We start from the raw sequence: 16604 nt of genomic DNA on the forward strand, positions 1-16604 counted from the left end.
CGACTGACTCTCATGCGGCAGACCCGGTAAGTTATCGATACCCAGCGTACCTGATACGCTGAGTATCGTGAATCAGCTCACTGCCCATGTGCGCCCGCTTGCGGACGGACGCTCCAGCCGATGGTCCAAGCATCGCGAAGCCCGCCGCGCGGCACTCATCAGGACCGCACGCAAAGCAGTACACAGAATCGGCCCGGGCGCCTCCATGGAGGAGATCGCTTCGGCAGCAGAGACATCCAAGTCCGTCTTTTACCGGTACTTCGGGGACAAGGCAGGGCTGCAGCGTGCAATGGGCGAGGTTGTCGTCGGTCGGATGCAGGAGCAACTGATTGAGGCGGCCCGGCAGGCCAGTACGCCCAGGGACGGTCTGCGTGCGATGGTCTCCGCGTACCTGCAGATGGCCGAGTCCTCACCGAACGTCTACATGTTCGTGACGCAGCCGGCGCAGGACGCAGGTTCCGCACTTGAGAGCTCCCCCACGCTCAGCACATTCTTCGACGCGATCTCCACGATGCTCGCCAGTCCCATGGAGCGATATCTGGCGGACGACCCTGCCGGGCCCGCCGTTCCGCAGCCACTGACATTCTGGCCCCGTGCGGCAATCGGCATGGTCCGCGCCGCAGGAGAGCAGTGGCTGTCGGTACCCCCGGGGCCTGACCGTCCCAGTGAATCCGACCTCGCTGATTCCCTCACCGCCTGGCTCTTCGACGGTATCGCCACCGCAGTGCCGCAGGCTTCTCTCGCACCTACCTCTCTTCGCAGCCCCCTTTCAAAGGATGGATCATGACCCAAACAGCCACACGTCCCGAGCTCTCGGTACCAGCCACCCTCCCAATCCATGACGACGACGCCGCCGTCGTCAACGTGGCAGCCCTGGGCGAACAGTTGCTGGGACGCTGGGCAAGCTCGCGCCGGACGGCGCGTGCGCTCGCAGGGGATCCCGCCCTACACAAGGTTGAGGGTGCCACCAGCGCTGAGCATCGAGCACGCTGTCTTGAACAGCTCCACGTGCTTGTTCAGAACAAGGCCGTCCACCGGGCCTTCCCCACGGAGCTGGGTGGATCCGATGACCACGGCGGCAACATCGCCGGCTTTGAGGAGCTGGTGGTCGCTGACCCTTCGCTCCAGATCAAGGCGGGTGTGCAGTGGGGCCTGTTCGGAGCGGCAGTCCTGCACCTCGGAACCGATGAACATCACCGTCGGTGGCTCCCGGGCATCATGAACATGGAAATCCCGGGCTGCTTCGCGATGACCGAAACCGGACACGGCTCGGATGTCTCGAGCATCAGCACCACCGCCACCTTCGACTCCGAGAACGGCGATTTCGATCTTCATACGCCGTTTCGCGCGGCCTGGAAAGACTACATAGGTAACGCGGCCAACGACGGAAGGGCCGCCGTCGTCTTTGCACAGCTCATCACCCGCGGGGTTAATCACGGCGTGCATGCGCTGTATGTGCCACTGCGCGACGAGGAGGGGAATTTCCTGGAAGGAATCGGGGGTGAAGACGACGGACTCAAGGGCGGACTGAACGGGATCGACAACGGCCGGTTGCACTTCACGCATGTCCGGGTCCCACGTGCCAACCTCCTCAACCGGTATGGGAACGTCAGCGAGGACGGAACATACACCTCCCCGATCGAGTCGCCCGGCAGGCGCTTCTTCACCATGTTGGGCACTCTGGTCCAGGGCCGGGTTTCCCTCGACGGTGCTGCGGTGGCTGCCAGCAAGCTGGCGCTGAAAACGGCCATCCAGTACTCGGTGGAGCGCCGCCAGTTCACGACGTCTTCGGAACTGTCCGAGGAAGTCCTTCTCGATTATCAGCTCCACCAGCGCAGGCTCCTCCCCCGGCTGGCGACTACGTATGCCGCGTCTTTCGCACATGAAGAGTTGCTTGAGAAGTTCGACGGCGTGTTCTCCGGTAAGCATGCAACCGATGAGGACCGCCAGGATCTGGAGACGCTGGCGGCGGCGCTGAAGCCGCTATCCACGTGGCACGCGCTCGACACGCTGCAGGAGTGCCGGGAGGCCAGCGGGGGTGCGGGATTCCTTACCGAGAACAGATACACCTCGCTGCGCGCGGACCTCGACGTGTATGCAACGTTCGAGGGGGACAACAACGTCCTGCTGCAGCTCGTTGCCAAGCGCCTGCTTGCGGACTACGCCAAGGAGTTCCAGGGAGTCGATTTCGGCGTGTTGGCCCGCTTCGTTGCTACTCAGGCCGCTGACCGCACGCTGCACAGGACCGGTCTGCGCCGGGTTCTCCAAACCGTGGTCGACACCGGCTCCGAACGGAAATCAGCGATCGCACTTCGGGACGAGGACACCCAGCACGAACTGCTCTGCGGCAGGGTCGACACCATGGTCGGGGAGTTGGCCGGGGCGCTGCGGGGAGCACGCCGGCTTCCTCCCGCCCAAGCGGCGGAGGTCTTCAATCAGCACCAGCACGAACTCATCGAGGCTGCCCGCGCCCACGCGGAGCTGCTGCAGTGGGAGGCGTTTACCGCGGCCCTTGCCCGCACCGAGGACGCCGGTACACGCCAGGTCCTCACGTGGCTCCGTGACCTCTTCGGACTGTGCCTCATCGAGGACAACCTCGGGTGGTACCTGATGAACGGTCGGCTCTCGGCGCAGCGCGCCAGAACGCTCGGTCCGTACATCAACCGGCTGCTGCTGAAGCTTCGCCCACACGCCGTGGATCTGGTTGACGCGTTCGGTTACGGTCCCGAGCACCTGCGCGCGGCCATCGCAACCGGCGCAGAACGGGGGCGCCAGGAGGAGTCCCGGAATTACGCCCGCATCCTGCGGGCGAGCCCAGACGCCCCGCTCGACGAGAAGATCCTCATCGAGCGGAGGGCCGAGACCCGCTAGAGCACCGAGCGGTAGACGTTGAGGGTGGACTCAGCGATGGAGTCCCACGAGAAATGCTCTTCCGCGCGGACGCGTCCGCGCTCACCCATGGCGCGGGCGCGTGCGGGATCCGCGACGAGGACATTTAGAGCCTCCGCGAAATCATTCACGAACCCGTCCGGGTCAAGCGGAGTTCCGGTTCCATCCTGAACCTGTTCGAGCGGAACGAGCGTACCGGTGATGCCGTCCTCGATGACCTCCGGGATGCCTCCCGTGGCGCTTGCCACCACTGCGGCGCCGCACGCCATGGCCTCGAGGTTCACGATCCCCAGCGGCTCATAAATTGAGGGGCAGGCGAAGACAGTGGCATGGCTGAGCACCTGGATGAGTTCAGGTCGCGGGAGCATCCGCTCGATCAGGATGACCGAGCCGCGCTGCGCCTGCAGCTCATCGATTAGCCGGGCGGTCTCGGCGGCCAGTTCCGGCGTGTCCGCGGCGCCAAGGCACAGCACAAGCTGCACATCGGCGGGTAACTTCGCCGCCGCGCGCAACAGATAGGGAACGCCTTTCTGCCGCGTGTTCCGTCCCACGAAGACCACGCTGGGCTTGCCGGGATCGATGCCCAGCGACCGGACGGCGTCGTCATTGTGGTCCGCCGACCACGCTGCGGTGTCAATGCCGTTGTGGACCACCTGAACCTTCGCCGGATCAACGTCCGGGTAACAGCGCAGGATGTCCTGGCGCATACCGTCCGAAACAGCGATGACAGCCGCCGCGGCCTCGTAGGCCGTCTTCTCCACCCAGGATGAGAGGGCATATCCGCCGCCGAGCTGCTCCGCTTTCCAGGGACGCAGCGGTTCCAGGCTGTGCGCGCTCAGGACGTGCGGAATCCCATGAAGAAGCGACGCGAGGTGACCCGCCATATTTGCGTACCAGGTGTGCGAGTGAACCAGATCAGCGCCCGCGATGCCCTGAAGGATGGACAGGTCTGTGCCAAGAGTCTGGACCGCAGCGTTCGCAGCTGCAAGTCCATCCGGCACTCCGTAGGTGCTCACGCGAGCACCGTGGTAGTCCTCGGGGCGGGCGGAGCCGAAGCAGTGCACAGCCAGATCGACACGCCCGGCCAGCACACGAGCCAGTTCCGCGACGTGAACACCTGCTCCACCGTAGATTTCCGGCGGGAACTCTTTTGTCACAATGTCTATTCGCACGTTTCCAACGTAGTGCAGGGCGGGCCAGTCCTCTAGTGTGAGTCGAACGAGGTCATACTCAAGGACGAGCGGAAGGGGTTTGAACCGTGGCAGTCAAAAAAGTGCTGGCGGTAGTACTGGCAGGCGGCGAAGGAAAACGGTTGATGCCCCTGACTGCGGACCGCGCAAAGCCTGCGGTGCCATTCGCGGGACCGTACCGCCTGATTGATTTTGCGCTATCCAACGTGGTCAATTCCGGTTATCTGCAGATCGTGGTGCTTACCCAGTACAAGTCGCACAGCCTCGACCGGCACATCTCCGAGACCTGGCGGATGTCCACACAGCTGCAGCAGTACATCGCGTCGGTACCGGCACAGCAGCGACGGGGCAAGAGCTGGTTCCTTGGAAGCGCGAACGCCATCTACCAGTCCCTGAACCTCATTCACGATGCCCGGCCGGACATCGTCGTCGTGATCGGTGCCGACCACGTTTACCGCATGGACTTCGAGCAGATGGTGCAGGCGCATATCAAGAGCGGAGCATCGGTCAGCGTCGCGGCGGTTCGGCAGCCGCTGCACCTCGCGAACCAGTTCGGAGTAATCGAGCTGGACTCCAGCGATCCCGACCGGATCTCGGCCTTCGTCGAGAAGCCTGAATCCACACCCGGCCTGCCGGATGACCCGGACAGCTTCCTGGCATCCATGGGCAACTACGTTTTCAATACCGACGCGCTCATCGAAGCTCTGGAAATCGACGCTGCGCGCCTGAACACCAAGCACGATATGGGCGGCGACATCATCCCCCACTTCGTGGAGCGTGGAGACGCCGCCGTCTATGACTTCACCAGGAACGAGATCCCAGGATCGACGGACCGGGACTGCCAGTACTGGCGCGACGTCGGCACTCTCGACTCCTATTACGAAGCGAACATGGATCTCATCACTCCACTGCCGCTGTTCAACCTCTACAACCTCGAGTGGCCGATCTACACCCGCCAGAGCATTTCCCCGCCTGCCAAGTTCGTTCGCAGCGCCACGGGCGTCTCCGGCGTGGCACACGATTCGATCGTGTCGAACGGCGTCGTGATCTCGGGTGGTTCGGTCCAGGGCTCGGTGCTGGCGACGGATGTGTTCGTCGACGAGGGCGCGGACGTCGCAGGCTCGGTCCTGCTCGACCACGTGACGATCGGAGCGGGAGCTGTAGTTCACAAGGCAATCATCGACAAGAACGTTCACGTACCGCCCGGGGCCAAGATCGGCGTCGACAGGGAGCTCGACCTCAGCCGTGGATTCACGGTGACGGATTCAGGCCTCACCATCCTCAGCAAGGGCCAGATGGTGGAGTAGCCGTCCCTGAGGTAGTTCGAATCCGGGATATTCCCAAGCAGGGCAGCCGCCACCAGGGCGGCTGCCCTGCTTAGGCTACGCGCTTGATCTCGACCGTCACGTTGAGCGTGGACCCGCCGCCGCCCGAGAGGATGCCTTTGAGCGGCGAGACGTCCCGGTAGTCGCGGCCGCGCGCCACGGATACGTGGAAGTCACTGACCGGACCGCTGTTGGTCGGATCCCAGCCGCGCCATTCGCCGTCCCACCATTCGACCCAGGCATGTGACTGGCCGGCTACTGCCTCCCCGACGGCCGCCGTCCTGCGCGGATGGAGATAACCCGAAATGTATCGGGCCGGAATGCCAAGGCTGCGGAGCGCGCCTATCGCGACATGCGCGAGATCCTGGCACACGCCCTGACGTTCAGCCCACGCATCACGCGCGTTGGATTGAACACCCGTGACTCCCTGCACGTACTGCATCTCGCCCTTCAGCCAGTCGAAGACGGAGTGAGCCGCGGTGTGCGGATCCTGGCCATCGGTTACCTCGCTTGCCAAAGCGCGAATCTCGTCATTCGGCTTGGTCAGATGGGTGTGCGGCAACCAGTCCGCGTAGTCATTTACGACGTCGTCGGACCGCAAATCCTCCCAGCTCACCACTTCCTCCGGTGAGGGAATTCGTTCAGTGCGGCTCACCTCGACGAGCGTCCGGGCGGATACTTCGAGTCGATCGTGCGGAACCTGCACATCGAATGAGGTTACCCGCGTGCCCCAGTAGTCCCGGTAGGTCGCCATGGCCGCGCTGGTGGGGTTCAGGCTGATGGTGGACTCCAGGACCACCTGCTGGGAATCCGTGAGCGGAGTCATGCGGGCTTCGTTGTACGACAGTGAGACGCGGCGCAGGTAGTCGTACCCCGTGCGGTGTTCGATCAGCAAACGGGTCATGAGACCTCCCCCACCCAGGACAGCTCCGCTGCCTGTGAGAAATACGTGCGTGCGACGGCGTCGGACGCACGTGCGCACGCTTTCTGAACTCTTTCCATGTGCTCCGGCAGTTCCGACATCAGATCGTCCGTCTGATGGAACTCAAGGAACGTGCGCGCCTGGCCGACAATCCGGCTTGCATCGTTGATGAAGCCGACCCGCTGATACTCGGGGTTCAGTTTCGCCAGGCACTTCTCGGCGTCGCTCAGCGCGTACATGATTGACCGCGGGAAGAGGCGGTCCAGAAGAAGGAACTGCGCCGCGTGCTGCTCACCGAAGGAAGCCCTGCGGGTGCGGAGGAACGACTCGTAGGCTCCGGCGCAGCGCAGCATATTCACCCAGGACAGACCCGAGGCGTGGACGTCCCTCGTGGAGAGCATCCGCGCGGTCATGTCGGCCCGTTCGAGGCTTCTTCCCAGCACGAGGAACTGCCAGCTTTCGTCATGACTCATGGTGGTGTCTGAAAGGCCACGGACCATGGCCGTGCGTTCAAGAACCCAGTGGCAGAAGCGGTAGGTTCCGACAACGTCCTTCCGGTGCTGAGTGAGCCCGTACCAAGTGGTGTTCAATCCCTCCCAGACGCTGCCCGAAACAGTTTCCCTTGCCCGGCGTGCGTTCTCACGGGCGGCCCCAAGTGCACCGGCGATCGAGGTCGCGCTGCTCCGGTCGAAAGCCAACGCTTCGAGAAGCTCGGGCAGGCCGAAGTCCTCAGTCTGCGGCCGGCTGCCCATAACGCCGAGCAATTGGCGCGACACGTCACTTTGGACGGGGTGCGGCATCTGGTTGAGCCGCTCAAGGTGAACATCGAGGATTCGTGCTGTCCCGTCGGCGCGCTCGACGTACCGGCCAATCCAGAACAGGGACTCTGCGATCCGGCTAAGCATCGCCCGACACCTCCTCCTCGCGACTGCGTTGCTGTTGCTGCTGCTGCTGTTGCTGTTGCTCCGGCTGGCGGTCGCGCCATCCCGTCTCAACCGGCCAGACACTGACATGCTCCCTCAGGGGAATCAACTCCGGCGCAGCGGGGCTGTCGGCCTGTCCGTCGACCACCCAGGTGTCCTTCGAACCCCCTCCCTGGCTTGAATTCACGATGAGCGAGCCTTCCTTCATGGCCACCCGCGTCAAACCACCGGGCAGGACCCACACGTTTTCGCCGTCATTGACTGCGAAGGGCCGCAGATCCACGTGACGGGGACTGAATTGACCGCCGGACATGGTGGGTACGGTGGACAACTGCAGGACAGGTTGCGCGATCCATCCGCGGGGATCGGCGAGGATACGCCCGCGAAGCGCATTCAGTTCGTCGGCAGTCGCGTCGGGACCGATGACCAGCCCCTTGCCGCCGGAACCGTCCACGGGTTTGACGACGAGTTCATCGAGCCGGTCGAGCACCTCTTCCCGTGCCGCCGGCTCCTCCAGCCGGAAGGTATCGACGTTGGCAATGATCGGTTCCTCGCTGAGGTAGTAACGGATCAGGTCCGGAACGTATGTATAAACCAGCTTGTCATCGGCGACGCCGTTGCCTATTGCATTTGCGATCGTCACCATCCCGGCCCGCGCCGCGTTGACGATGCCGGGGCAGCCGAGCACGGAATCTGCCCGGAACTGAAGGGGGTCAAGGAACTCATCATCAATTCGCTTGTAGATCACATCGACACGCTGTTCACCGGCGGTGGTACGCATGTACACCCTGTTGCCCCTGCAGATGAGGTCCCGTCCCTCAACCAGTTCGACCCCCATGAGGCCGGCGAGCAAGGTGTGCTCGAAGTAGGCCGAATTGAAGACGCCGGGTGTCAGGACGACGACGGTAGGATCCTCCACGCCGGGAGGCGCGGTTTTGCGCAGCGCGGCCAACAGGCGCCGCGGGTACTCCTCGACCGGCCGGATGTGCTGCTGGCCGAACGCTTCGGGAAGGCCCTTCGCCATCGCGCGCCGGTTCTCCAAGACGTAACTGACTCCGCTGGGGACCCGCACATTGTCTTCAAGGACGCGGAAGGTGCCCTCGTCGTCGCGCACCACATCGATACCGGAGATGTGTACCCGCACCCCGCCTGCGGGGTCGAACCCGGCAACTTCACGGTGAAAGTGGGCCGAGGAGGTGATCAGGCGACGGGGAATGACGCCGTCGCTGACAACGGCCATCTTGTCGTAGACATCGTTCAGGAAGGCCTCCAACGCACGGACCCGCTGGGCGACTCCCCGCTCGAGATGGTCCCAGTCCGACCCGGCGATGACGCGCGGCACGATATCCAGTGGGAACGGGCGCTCCTCCCCCGCGAAATCGAAGGTTACTCCGCGATCGAGGAACGTCCGGGCCATCGAATCTGCCCGGGCCGTCACATCGGCGAGGTTGAGCTCCCCAAGGGCGGCCGCGACCGGTCGGTATTCCGTGCGTGGAAGGTTCGCGCCATCGAACATTTCGTCGTAGGCGACCGTACGGCGGGCCGCTGTTGCATAGTCTTCAAAGAGCTCGGACATGGCACCACATTGCCATGCATCGGCCTTGTTTACCTACCGGCGCGACGCTCCGGGTCTTCGGCAACCGCCCGTTCCGTCTCCACGGTAGGTCCTGGGCGGGCCGTGGTTGAATAGGCCGGTGCACAACGAAAATCTGCGCCGCGATGAGGCGGCCGGCCGCTCAGCAATCATCAGCGTCACCAGCTACGATGTAGCGCTCGACCTGCGCACGGCCGAAGACCGTCAGAACCCCGGTTTCTCCTCCCGTACGGAAATCACCTTCGACTGCACGACCCCCGGCGCGGGCACCTTCCTCGATTTCATCCACTCTGGCATCGCGGCCGTCATCCTCAATGGCGAGGTCCTCGATCCAGTGCAGGCAGTCGACGGCGCACGCATTTTTCTTCCGAATCTTGCAGCGCGGAACACCGTCATCGTGGAGGGGACTGCCCTCTACAGCCGAAGCGGTGAGGGCATGCACCGCTTCCAGGACCCAGCCGACGATGCAACCTACCTCTACACCCAGTACGAACCGGCGGACGCACGGCGCGTGTTCGCCTGCTTCGAACAGCCCGACCTCAAGGCATCCTTCAGCTTTCACGTCCGCGCGCCCGAATCCTGGACGGTCGCCTCCAACGGTTCCGAGAACAGCCGGGACCAGCACGACGACGGTTCGGCCACCTGGCACTTCAAGCCCACCGAGCGCATCTCCACCTACATCACGACCGTGCTTGCGGGTCCGTACGCATCAGTGACGGATAGCTGGACCGGGATCGTCGGTGACGGCGAGGTACTGACGATCCCTCTGTCGCTCTTCTGCCGCCGTTCGCTCGCTGAACACCTGGACGCAGAGCGCATCTTCGACACGACCCGGCGCGGTTTGACGTACTTCCATGACCTGTTTCGCTACCCCTATCCCTTTGGGAAGTACGATCAGGCTTTTGTGCCTGAGTACAACCTTGGCGCCATGGAGAATCCGGGGCTGGTGACCTTCACGGAGTCCTACGTCTTCACTTCCCGGGCTACCCATGCCCAATACGAGGCGCGCGACAACACGATCATGCACGAGATGGCCCATATGTGGTTCGGCGACCTTGTGACAATGACCTGGTGGGACGACCTTTGGCTGAAGGAGTCCTTCGCCGACTTCTCGGGAGCACTTGCGGTTGCGGAAGCACTGGGATCCGCTACGTCCTGGGTCACGTTCGCCACGCGCCGGAAGTCCTGGGCCTACCTCCAGGACCAGCTCCCGTCAACTCACCCGATCGTCGCCGATATTGTCGATCTGGAGGCTGCGAAGCTCAACTTCGACGGCATCACCTACGCCAAGGGCGCATCGGTACTCAAGCAGCTGGTCGCATATGCAGGGTTCGACGCATTCACCAGGGCCGCACGATCCTATTTCCGGGAGCATGCCTTCTCGAATACGGCACTGGTCGATCTGCTGAGTGCGCTCAGCGCCGCCTCCGGCAGGGACATGTCAGAGTGGGCCCGCTGCTGGCTGCAGACCTCCGGCGTGCCGCAACTGGAGGCCGAAGTGCGCACCGACGGCGACGGCGCGTACACGTCCGTTGCGATCCTCCAGCGAGCCGACGACCCCGTGACCGGGACATCGGCCCCCCGCCCGCACCGTATCCGGTTGGGTCTTTTCTCACTGGACGTAAACGGCAGGCTGCTCCGCACCGCCTACCACAGCGTGATGGTGGACGGCGCCCGAACCGAAGTTCCGGAACTGGTCGGCTGCCGGCAGCCCGACCTCCTCCTGATCAACGACGACGACCTCACCTACGCAAAGCTTGTTTTCGATGAGCGCTCCCTGACAACTCTCCTTGCCGCCGGCGATCGTCTCGAGGAGCCATTGGCGCGGGCCGTCTGTCTGGCCGCTCTCTGGTCCTCGACGCGAGACGCACTGTTAACCGCAAACGACTATGTGAACGCTGTCGAGCGCACTGCTCCAGCCGAGGAAGGCGTGGGGGTCCTTCAGCAGCTGCTCCAGAACGCCCGGCACGCCATTGAACACTATGCTCCCGCGGCGGACCGTCCGGCTCTGCGTGAGCGGTTCGCGGCCTTTCTGATGCGTGGGCTCCGCAGCGCTGAACCCGCCTCCGATCATCAGTTGGTGTGGGCTCGCGCGCTCGCAGCGATCTCTCGAAAGACCGCAGTCCACGCACCCTTGCTGCGAGGGCTCCTAGAGGGATCCGTGTCGATTGACGGACTGGTCATCGACGACGACCTGACATGGCAATTCTGGCAGGCGCTATCTGCACAGAATCTTGCGACAGTCGACGAGCTTGAAGCCGCATTGCAGCGCGACCACACCGCAGCGGGACGCTCCGGCTTCACAACCGCCTGCACAGCCTTCCCGGACGCGGGAGTCAAGGCGAAGGCCTGGAAGGAAGTGGTCTTCGGCGACAGGCTCTCCAACGAGTTGCTCAGCGCGACCATCCTGGGCTTTCAGGAGGGTCCCAAAGAGCTGCACGAGCCCTACGTCGCCGCTTATTTTCATGAGATCGACCGGGTATGGCGCGAATTGCCGATCGAAATGTCTGCCAGGATTGTGCGCGGATTGTTTCCTGCACATCAGGACCTCCAGTCCGGCGAGCTACCTGTGGACCACCCCGTGGTGCAGCTGACGGACGCATGGCTGGATGAGCATGCCGATGCCCCACAGTCGCTGCGCCGAATTGTGCTGGAGGAGCGTGATCATCTGATGCGCCGACTCCGCGCCCAGGCCGTGCAAACCAGCGGAGAAGGTGCCCGCGGTCGGCTGGAGGGGCAACCGGCTTCTGCGGGGTGAGGCCTACGGAACCCGGTAGAGCCATTCGTCGGTACCGAATTTTTCCTCGACCAGAGACTGCGCTGCCGACATTTCCGCCGGACTGAGCGAACCGTCCGTGGCCTGATACCGCTTCCGGAAGGTGTCGCTCAGTATCTGGATGATCTCCTCGCGGGCCAGTCCCGTCTGCCGGCGGAGAGGATCCACCCGTTTCTTTGCGCTCTTGATTCCCTTATCCGAGAGTTTCTCCCGGCCGATCCTCAGGACCTCGAGCATCTTGTCGGCATCGATGTCATAGGACATCGTCACGTGGTGGAGCATGCCGCCGTTGCTCAGTCGTTTCTGGGCCGCGCCGCCAATCTTGCCGAGGTCAGTGGCGATGTCGTTGAGCGGCTGGTACCACGCCGAGATGCCGAGTTGCCTCAATCCCTCCATGACCCAGTCGTCGAGGAAGGGGTAGGAATCAGCGAAACTCAACCCGTCCACCAGCGACTGCGGGATGTAGAGGGAGTACGTGATGGCGTTTCCATGCTCCATGAACATCGCTCCCCCACCGCTGATCCGACGGACCACGTTCACACCGTGACGGCGGACGGCTTCCTCATCCACCTCGTTGCGCACGGACTGGAAGCTGCCGATGACCACGGACGGGCTTTCCCATTCCCAGAAGCGCAGGGTGGGATTCCTCCGGCCGGCTCCCACTTCGCGCGTCAGCACTTCGTCCATGGCTACGTGCATGGCCGTGGAGAGAGGCGTGGGAGGGATGATCTCCCACTGATGATCCGCCCACGATGAAGCCTTCCCGAGGGCTCGCCGGACGGCCGTGGCTACCGCCTCGGGCGAGAATCCGAACAGCTGCGCGTCTGCGCGTATCCTCCGGCGGATCGCCGATGCCAGGTCTCCGTGCAGGGTGTCGGCGGGCAGGCCCTCAAGGGCGGCATTGATGTCGTCGAGGGCCTCATCCGGTTCCAGGAAGAAGTCACCGTTGATGGATACGCCGCTGAGCTTGCCGCCGACGACATCGGTGTCCGCGACGACCAGCTTGCCCCCCGGCACCTTGAACTCCCCGTGATGCTGCCGCATTGATGCCTTTCCCATAATCCTCCTGCCGCCACTTTGTACTTCGGTTAAAGCGCTGGGCCCGAACCGGAAATTCCGGTTCGGGCCCAGCGGCGCAGACTAAACGAGGCTACTTCTTGCCGAAGCCCTTGAAGCGCTGGTTGAAGCGCTCAACGCGACCGGCAGAGTCCATGATGCGCTGCTTGCCGGTGTAGAACGGGTGCGACTCCGAGGAGATTTCCACCTCTACCAGCGGGTAGGTGTTGCCGTCTTCCCACTCGACGGTCTTGTCAGAGGTGACCGTTGAACGGGTGAGGAAAGACTTCTCGGAAGCGAGGTCGCGGAAGACCACCGCTGTGTACTTGGGGTGGATATCAGACTTCATAGGAGTACCTTCTGTAGTTGCCTGGATTTTGCCAGACACCGGTGATGTGAAAGTTGGCGGCCCGCAGGCCAGCAACCAACTCTACCGCACCTGCTCCCGATCCGTAAAAGCGCCCGCCGGTCAGCCGGTACGACGGCGGCACTCCCAGAAGGCGACGGCCCCCGCTGCTGCAACGTTGAGCGAGTCGACGGCATTGCTCATGGGAATACGGACGATGAGATCCGAGCTTTCGATGGTCTGTGGAGAGAGCCCCTCACCTTCAGTACCGAGGACTAGAGCAAGGCGTTCAGGGTTTCGCTGTGACAGCTCCTGCAATTCGATCGACCCCGGCTCAAGGGCCAGCGCTGCCACCAGGAAACCGAGGTCGCGCAGGGTGCTGATGCTGTCCGGCCAGGATTCAAGCCTGACCCAGGGGACCTGGAATACGGTTCCCATGCTGACGCGGATTGCCCTGCGGTACAGAGGATCCGCGCATCGCGGAGTAACCAGGACCGCGTCGATGCCGAGCGCCGCAGCGGAGCGGAACACGGCGCCAAGATTGGTGTGATCCACCATGTCCTCAAGCACGACGACGCGGCGCGCTTCGCGCAGAACGTCTTCCACGCCGCGCGGGGCGGGCCGGTTCATGGCCGCCAGCGCTCCGCGGTGCAGATGAAAACCGGTGATCTCCTCGAGCACGGCCTCAGAGCCAACGTAGGCGGGCACGTCCGGAAACCGGCCAAGGACGTCCTCGAGATCCGGCAGCCACTTGTCCGTCAGGAAGAAGGAACGAGGAGTATGACCGGCGTCGATCGCCCTGCGGAGCACCTTCGTGCTTTCGGCGATATAGAGGCCCTCCGCCGGTTCCCGCCGCCGACGCAGCTGGGTGTCGGTGAGGCCGGTGTAATCGGTGACGCGGGGATCTGACGCGTCAGTGAGTATTTCCAGCGGCAACCTAGCTCACCAGCCGCGCGATCATCGCGTAAAGGGCAACCAGGCCAAGGATGACGATCACGCTGCGTAGCACCACGGGGGAAAGCCGACGGCCGACCTTTGAACCGATGATGCCGCCGATCAGGGAGCCGATGCCAATGAGCAGAACAACCCACCACTCGATCCGGTCGAAGGCGAAGATCATGTAGGAAACGGCCGCAATAAGGTTCACGCCCAGCACCAGCACGTTTTTCATCGCGTTGGCCGATTGCATGGTGCCGTGCAGAAAGACACCAAGGATGCCGACGAGCAGGATGCCCTGCGCTGCGACGAAGTAGCCGCCGTACACGCCGGCCAGGAATACCAGCACCGTCAATGCGAGCGGGTGGGACCGGGTAGGCGGTTTCGATTCCGCACGACGGCGGACCCAGCGCTGCAGCTTCGGCTGGAAGATCACGAACCCCAGGGCAACGACGATCAGGAACGGCGCGACGATCTCGAAGACCGTCTCCGGAAGGTTCAGGAGCAGGGCGGCACCGGTGATGCCGCCGAGCAAGGAAGCGGGCAAGAGCTTTGCGAGGGTTCTTCTGTGTTCCTTCAGCTCCTCCCGGTACCCCCACGCGCCGGATACGTTACCGGCCACGAGCCCCATCGCGTTGCTGATGGTGGCCGTCACCGGTGCGTAGCCCAGAGCCACGAGGATGGGGAAGGTCACCAGGGTTCCGGAGCCGACGATCGTGTTGATGGTTCCGGCCCAAAGGCCACCGAGGAGGATCAGGCCGTCGCGCAGTAGGTCCACGAAGTTCGTACCGGTCCGCTAGGAACGGGCTACGGCACTGTAGCGGCCGTCCCGATGCGTGACCTGGAGGGGCATGTCGAACGCCTCACTCAAGAGGTCTGCAACTAGAACCTCGCCGATGGGTCCAGCTGCCACCACGGCGCCTTCCCGCATCAGCATGGCGTGGGTGAAGCCCGGCGGCACCTCTTCAAGGTGGTGGGTTACCAGGACAATCGCGGGTGAATCCTCATCTGCGGCCAGTTCGCTCAGGCGCGCGACGAGGTCCTCCCGCCCGGACAGGTCCAGGCCGGCAGCGGGCTCGTCCAGCAGCAGGAGTTCGGGGTCGGCCATTAGGGCACGTGCTATCTGCACGCGCTTGCGCTCACCCTCACTCAGGGAAGCAAACGGGCGGTTCATCAGCGTGGACACACCCCAGGTGTCGAGCAGCTTGAAGGCTCGACGCTCGTCCAGCTTTTCGTACTGCTCACGCCAGCGCCCGGTCACTCCGTACGAGGCCGTGACCACAACGTTGAGAACGGTTTCGTGTTCAGGGATCTGCGAGGCCAGCGCAGCGGAGGCGAGGCCGATCCTCGGGCGCAGCTCAAAGACGTCGACGGCGCCCAACACTTCATCGAGTATTCCGGCGACCCCGCGGGTGGGATGAATCCGGGCACCAGCGATCTGCAGCAGGGTCGTCTTGCCGGCACCGTTCGGTCCCATGACCACCCAGCGCTCACCTTCGCGGACCTGCCAGTCGACGTCGTCCAGGAGCGCCTTCCCTCCACGGACAAGGCTTACCCCGGAGAGTTCCAGAACATCACTCATGACAGTAGACACTAGGCCAAGTGCGGCCTTGAACGTTAAATCAACCGTCAGGACGTGACGCACCCGTTAGACCCCGCCCTGCGCCGGTTTCACGGCCACTGCGCTGAGCATCATAATGACAGGTGAGAGTCGGACCGATGAAAGGCCATGCGCGCACGTGACGGAGATGTTCAGGGTGGTCAGCTACGGCACCCGACTGGAGGATTCGCATCAATCAAAGGTGCGCCGCGCCATGCAAACGACGGGCGCCGTCGTCGTCGGCGAAAGTACGGACAACGGCGGCAGGTATCAGGTTTCCAGCCTGACTGTCAGTTCGGACAACGACATCGATACGTTGCGGACCGCGCTCGCTCCGCTGATCTCCGACGACATTGGAATTGCCGTTGTACCTCCCGCGCTCCTCAGCGAGGGAACCAAGCTTCTCATCATGGATGTGGACTCAACGCTGATAAAACAGGAGGTCATCGAGCTCCTTGCTGCACACGCCGGCCGAGAGGCCGAGGTGGCGGCGGTGACAGAGTCAGCGATGCGCGGAGAACTCGATTTCGCCCAAAGCCTGCACGCACGGGTGTCTGTGCTCGCCGGGCTGGCCGAAGGCGTCATCGAGGACGTCGGCACCCGGATTGAACTGAGTGAGGGAGCCGAACATCTCGTGGAGGCGTTCCTTGACGCGGGCCATCTCGTGGCGGTCGTCTCGGGTGGGTTCAGCCAGATTCTGGAGCCGCTCGCTGCGCGGCTGAAGCTCACCCATGCCAAGGCCAACGAACTCGGTGTGGATGCCGGGACCCTGACGGGTTCGGTCATCGGCCCGGTCGTGGACCGTGCGGAGAAGGAGCGTTGCCTGCGCGCCTGGGCCGAGGCAGCCGGCATTCCGCTCGAACGCACGGTCGCCGTGGGCGACGGAGCCAACGACCTCGACATGCTGGCGGCGGCCGGGCTTGGCGTTGCCTTCAACGCCAAGCCCGCGGTGCGGGCGGCGGCTGACGCCGCCGTCAACTTCCCGCATCTGGACGTAGTCCGCCACTTCGTGCGGCTGTAGTTCCGGCCCCGGAGTAGAGCGCGGAG

At 63.6% G+C, this 16604-nt stretch carries 14 protein-coding genes; 5 read left to right on the forward strand and 9 right to left on the reverse strand.

The features are described from left to right. The first annotated feature begins 67 nt into the window (after positions 1 to 67). Together AC5RU3_RS05585 and AC5RU3_RS05590 are read left to right on the forward strand one after the other, a co-directional pair. Positions 68 to 787 (forward strand): TetR/AcrR family transcriptional regulator, encoded by a 720-nt coding sequence (locus AC5RU3_RS05585; RefSeq protein WP_309070399.1) that lies wholly within the window; start codon positions 68 to 70, stop codon positions 785 to 787. Next, positions 784 to 2871 carry an acyl-CoA dehydrogenase family protein gene (locus AC5RU3_RS05590; RefSeq protein ID WP_493965008.1) on the forward strand — a complete coding sequence of 696 codons (2088 nt, stop codon included), beginning with the start codon at positions 784 to 786 and terminating at the stop codon, positions 2869 to 2871. Before AC5RU3_RS05585 ends, AC5RU3_RS05590 begins: the two co-directional genes overlap by 4 nt. On the opposite strand, the gene glgA is transcribed toward AC5RU3_RS05590, so the two are convergent. Further along, the gene (gene glgA, locus AC5RU3_RS05595; RefSeq protein WP_309070397.1) at positions 2868 to 4061 is read right to left on the reverse strand and encodes a glycogen synthase; all 1194 of its coding nucleotides are present in this window, start codon (positions 4059 to 4061) and stop codon (positions 2868 to 2870) included. The two genes, AC5RU3_RS05590 and glgA, sit on opposite strands and share 4 nt — an antisense overlap. 86 nt (positions 4062 to 4147) lie before the next feature. Here glgA and glgC point away from each other — a divergent pair, with 86 nt between their 5' ends. Next, positions 4148 to 5386: a glucose-1-phosphate adenylyltransferase gene (glgC, locus tag AC5RU3_RS05600; RefSeq protein WP_309070396.1), complete on the forward strand. Its 1239-nt coding sequence runs from the start codon at positions 4148 to 4150 to the stop codon at positions 5384 to 5386. Positions 5387 to 5456: 70 nt separating this feature from the next. Here the strand turns inward: glgC and AC5RU3_RS05605 are convergent, their stop codons facing one another. From AC5RU3_RS05605 to AC5RU3_RS05615, 3 genes are read right to left on the reverse strand one after another with little or no spacing between them, the layout of a single operon-like run. After that, complete coding sequence (locus AC5RU3_RS05605) at positions 5457 to 6308, reverse strand: transglutaminase family protein (protein ID WP_309070395.1); 852 nt, start codon at positions 6306 to 6308, stop codon at positions 5457 to 5459. Continuing rightward, entirely contained in the window at positions 6305 to 7231 is a 927-nt protein-coding gene (locus tag AC5RU3_RS05610) for an alpha-E domain-containing protein (protein ID WP_493965009.1), read from the reverse strand. Before AC5RU3_RS05610 ends, AC5RU3_RS05605 begins: the two co-directional genes overlap by 4 nt. Then, positions 7224 to 8825, reverse strand: a complete 1602-nt coding sequence (locus AC5RU3_RS05615; RefSeq protein WP_493965010.1) for a circularly permuted type 2 ATP-grasp protein — start codon at positions 8823 to 8825, stop codon at positions 7224 to 7226. Before AC5RU3_RS05615 ends, AC5RU3_RS05610 begins: the two co-directional genes overlap by 8 nt. A 118-nt stretch (positions 8826 to 8943) precedes the next feature. Between AC5RU3_RS05615 and pepN the strand changes: the two genes are divergently transcribed. Next, entirely contained in the window at positions 8944 to 11601 is a 2658-nt protein-coding gene (gene pepN / locus AC5RU3_RS05620) for an aminopeptidase N (RefSeq protein WP_493965011.1), read from the forward strand. 3 nt (positions 11602 to 11604) lie between these two features. On the opposite strand, the gene lplAB is transcribed toward pepN, so the two are convergent. From lplAB to AC5RU3_RS05645, 5 genes are all read right to left on the reverse strand, one after another. Continuing rightward, the gene (lplAB, locus tag AC5RU3_RS05625; RefSeq protein ID WP_493965012.1) at positions 11605 to 12678 is read right to left on the reverse strand and encodes a lipoate-protein ligase LplAB; all 1074 of its coding nucleotides are present in this window, start codon (positions 12676 to 12678) and stop codon (positions 11605 to 11607) included. A 91-nt stretch (positions 12679 to 12769) separates the two neighbouring features. Further along, positions 12770 to 13024: a type B 50S ribosomal protein L31 gene (locus AC5RU3_RS05630; protein WP_309070390.1), complete on the reverse strand. Its 255-nt coding sequence runs from the start codon at positions 13022 to 13024 to the stop codon at positions 12770 to 12772. Between the two features lie 120 nt (positions 13025 to 13144). Then, entirely contained in the window at positions 13145 to 13957 is an 813-nt protein-coding gene (locus AC5RU3_RS05635) for a TrmH family RNA methyltransferase (RefSeq protein ID WP_493965013.1), read from the reverse strand. Position 13958: 1 nt separating this feature from the next. Then, the gene (locus AC5RU3_RS05640; RefSeq protein ID WP_458117105.1) at positions 13959 to 14735 is read right to left on the reverse strand and encodes a sulfite exporter TauE/SafE family protein; all 777 of its coding nucleotides are present in this window, start codon (positions 14733 to 14735) and stop codon (positions 13959 to 13961) included. 18 nt (positions 14736 to 14753) lie between these two features. After that, positions 14754 to 15539: an ABC transporter ATP-binding protein gene (locus AC5RU3_RS05645; RefSeq protein WP_309070387.1), complete on the reverse strand. Its 786-nt coding sequence runs from the start codon at positions 15537 to 15539 to the stop codon at positions 14754 to 14756. A gap of 157 nt (positions 15540 to 15696) precedes the next feature. Between AC5RU3_RS05645 and serB the strand changes: the two genes are divergently transcribed. Further along, entirely contained in the window at positions 15697 to 16578 is an 882-nt protein-coding gene (serB, locus tag AC5RU3_RS05650; protein ID WP_309123850.1) for a phosphoserine phosphatase SerB, read from the forward strand. Positions 16579 to 16604 lie beyond the last annotated feature (26 nt).

Source organism: Arthrobacter sp. MDB1-55 (assembly GCF_059092925.1).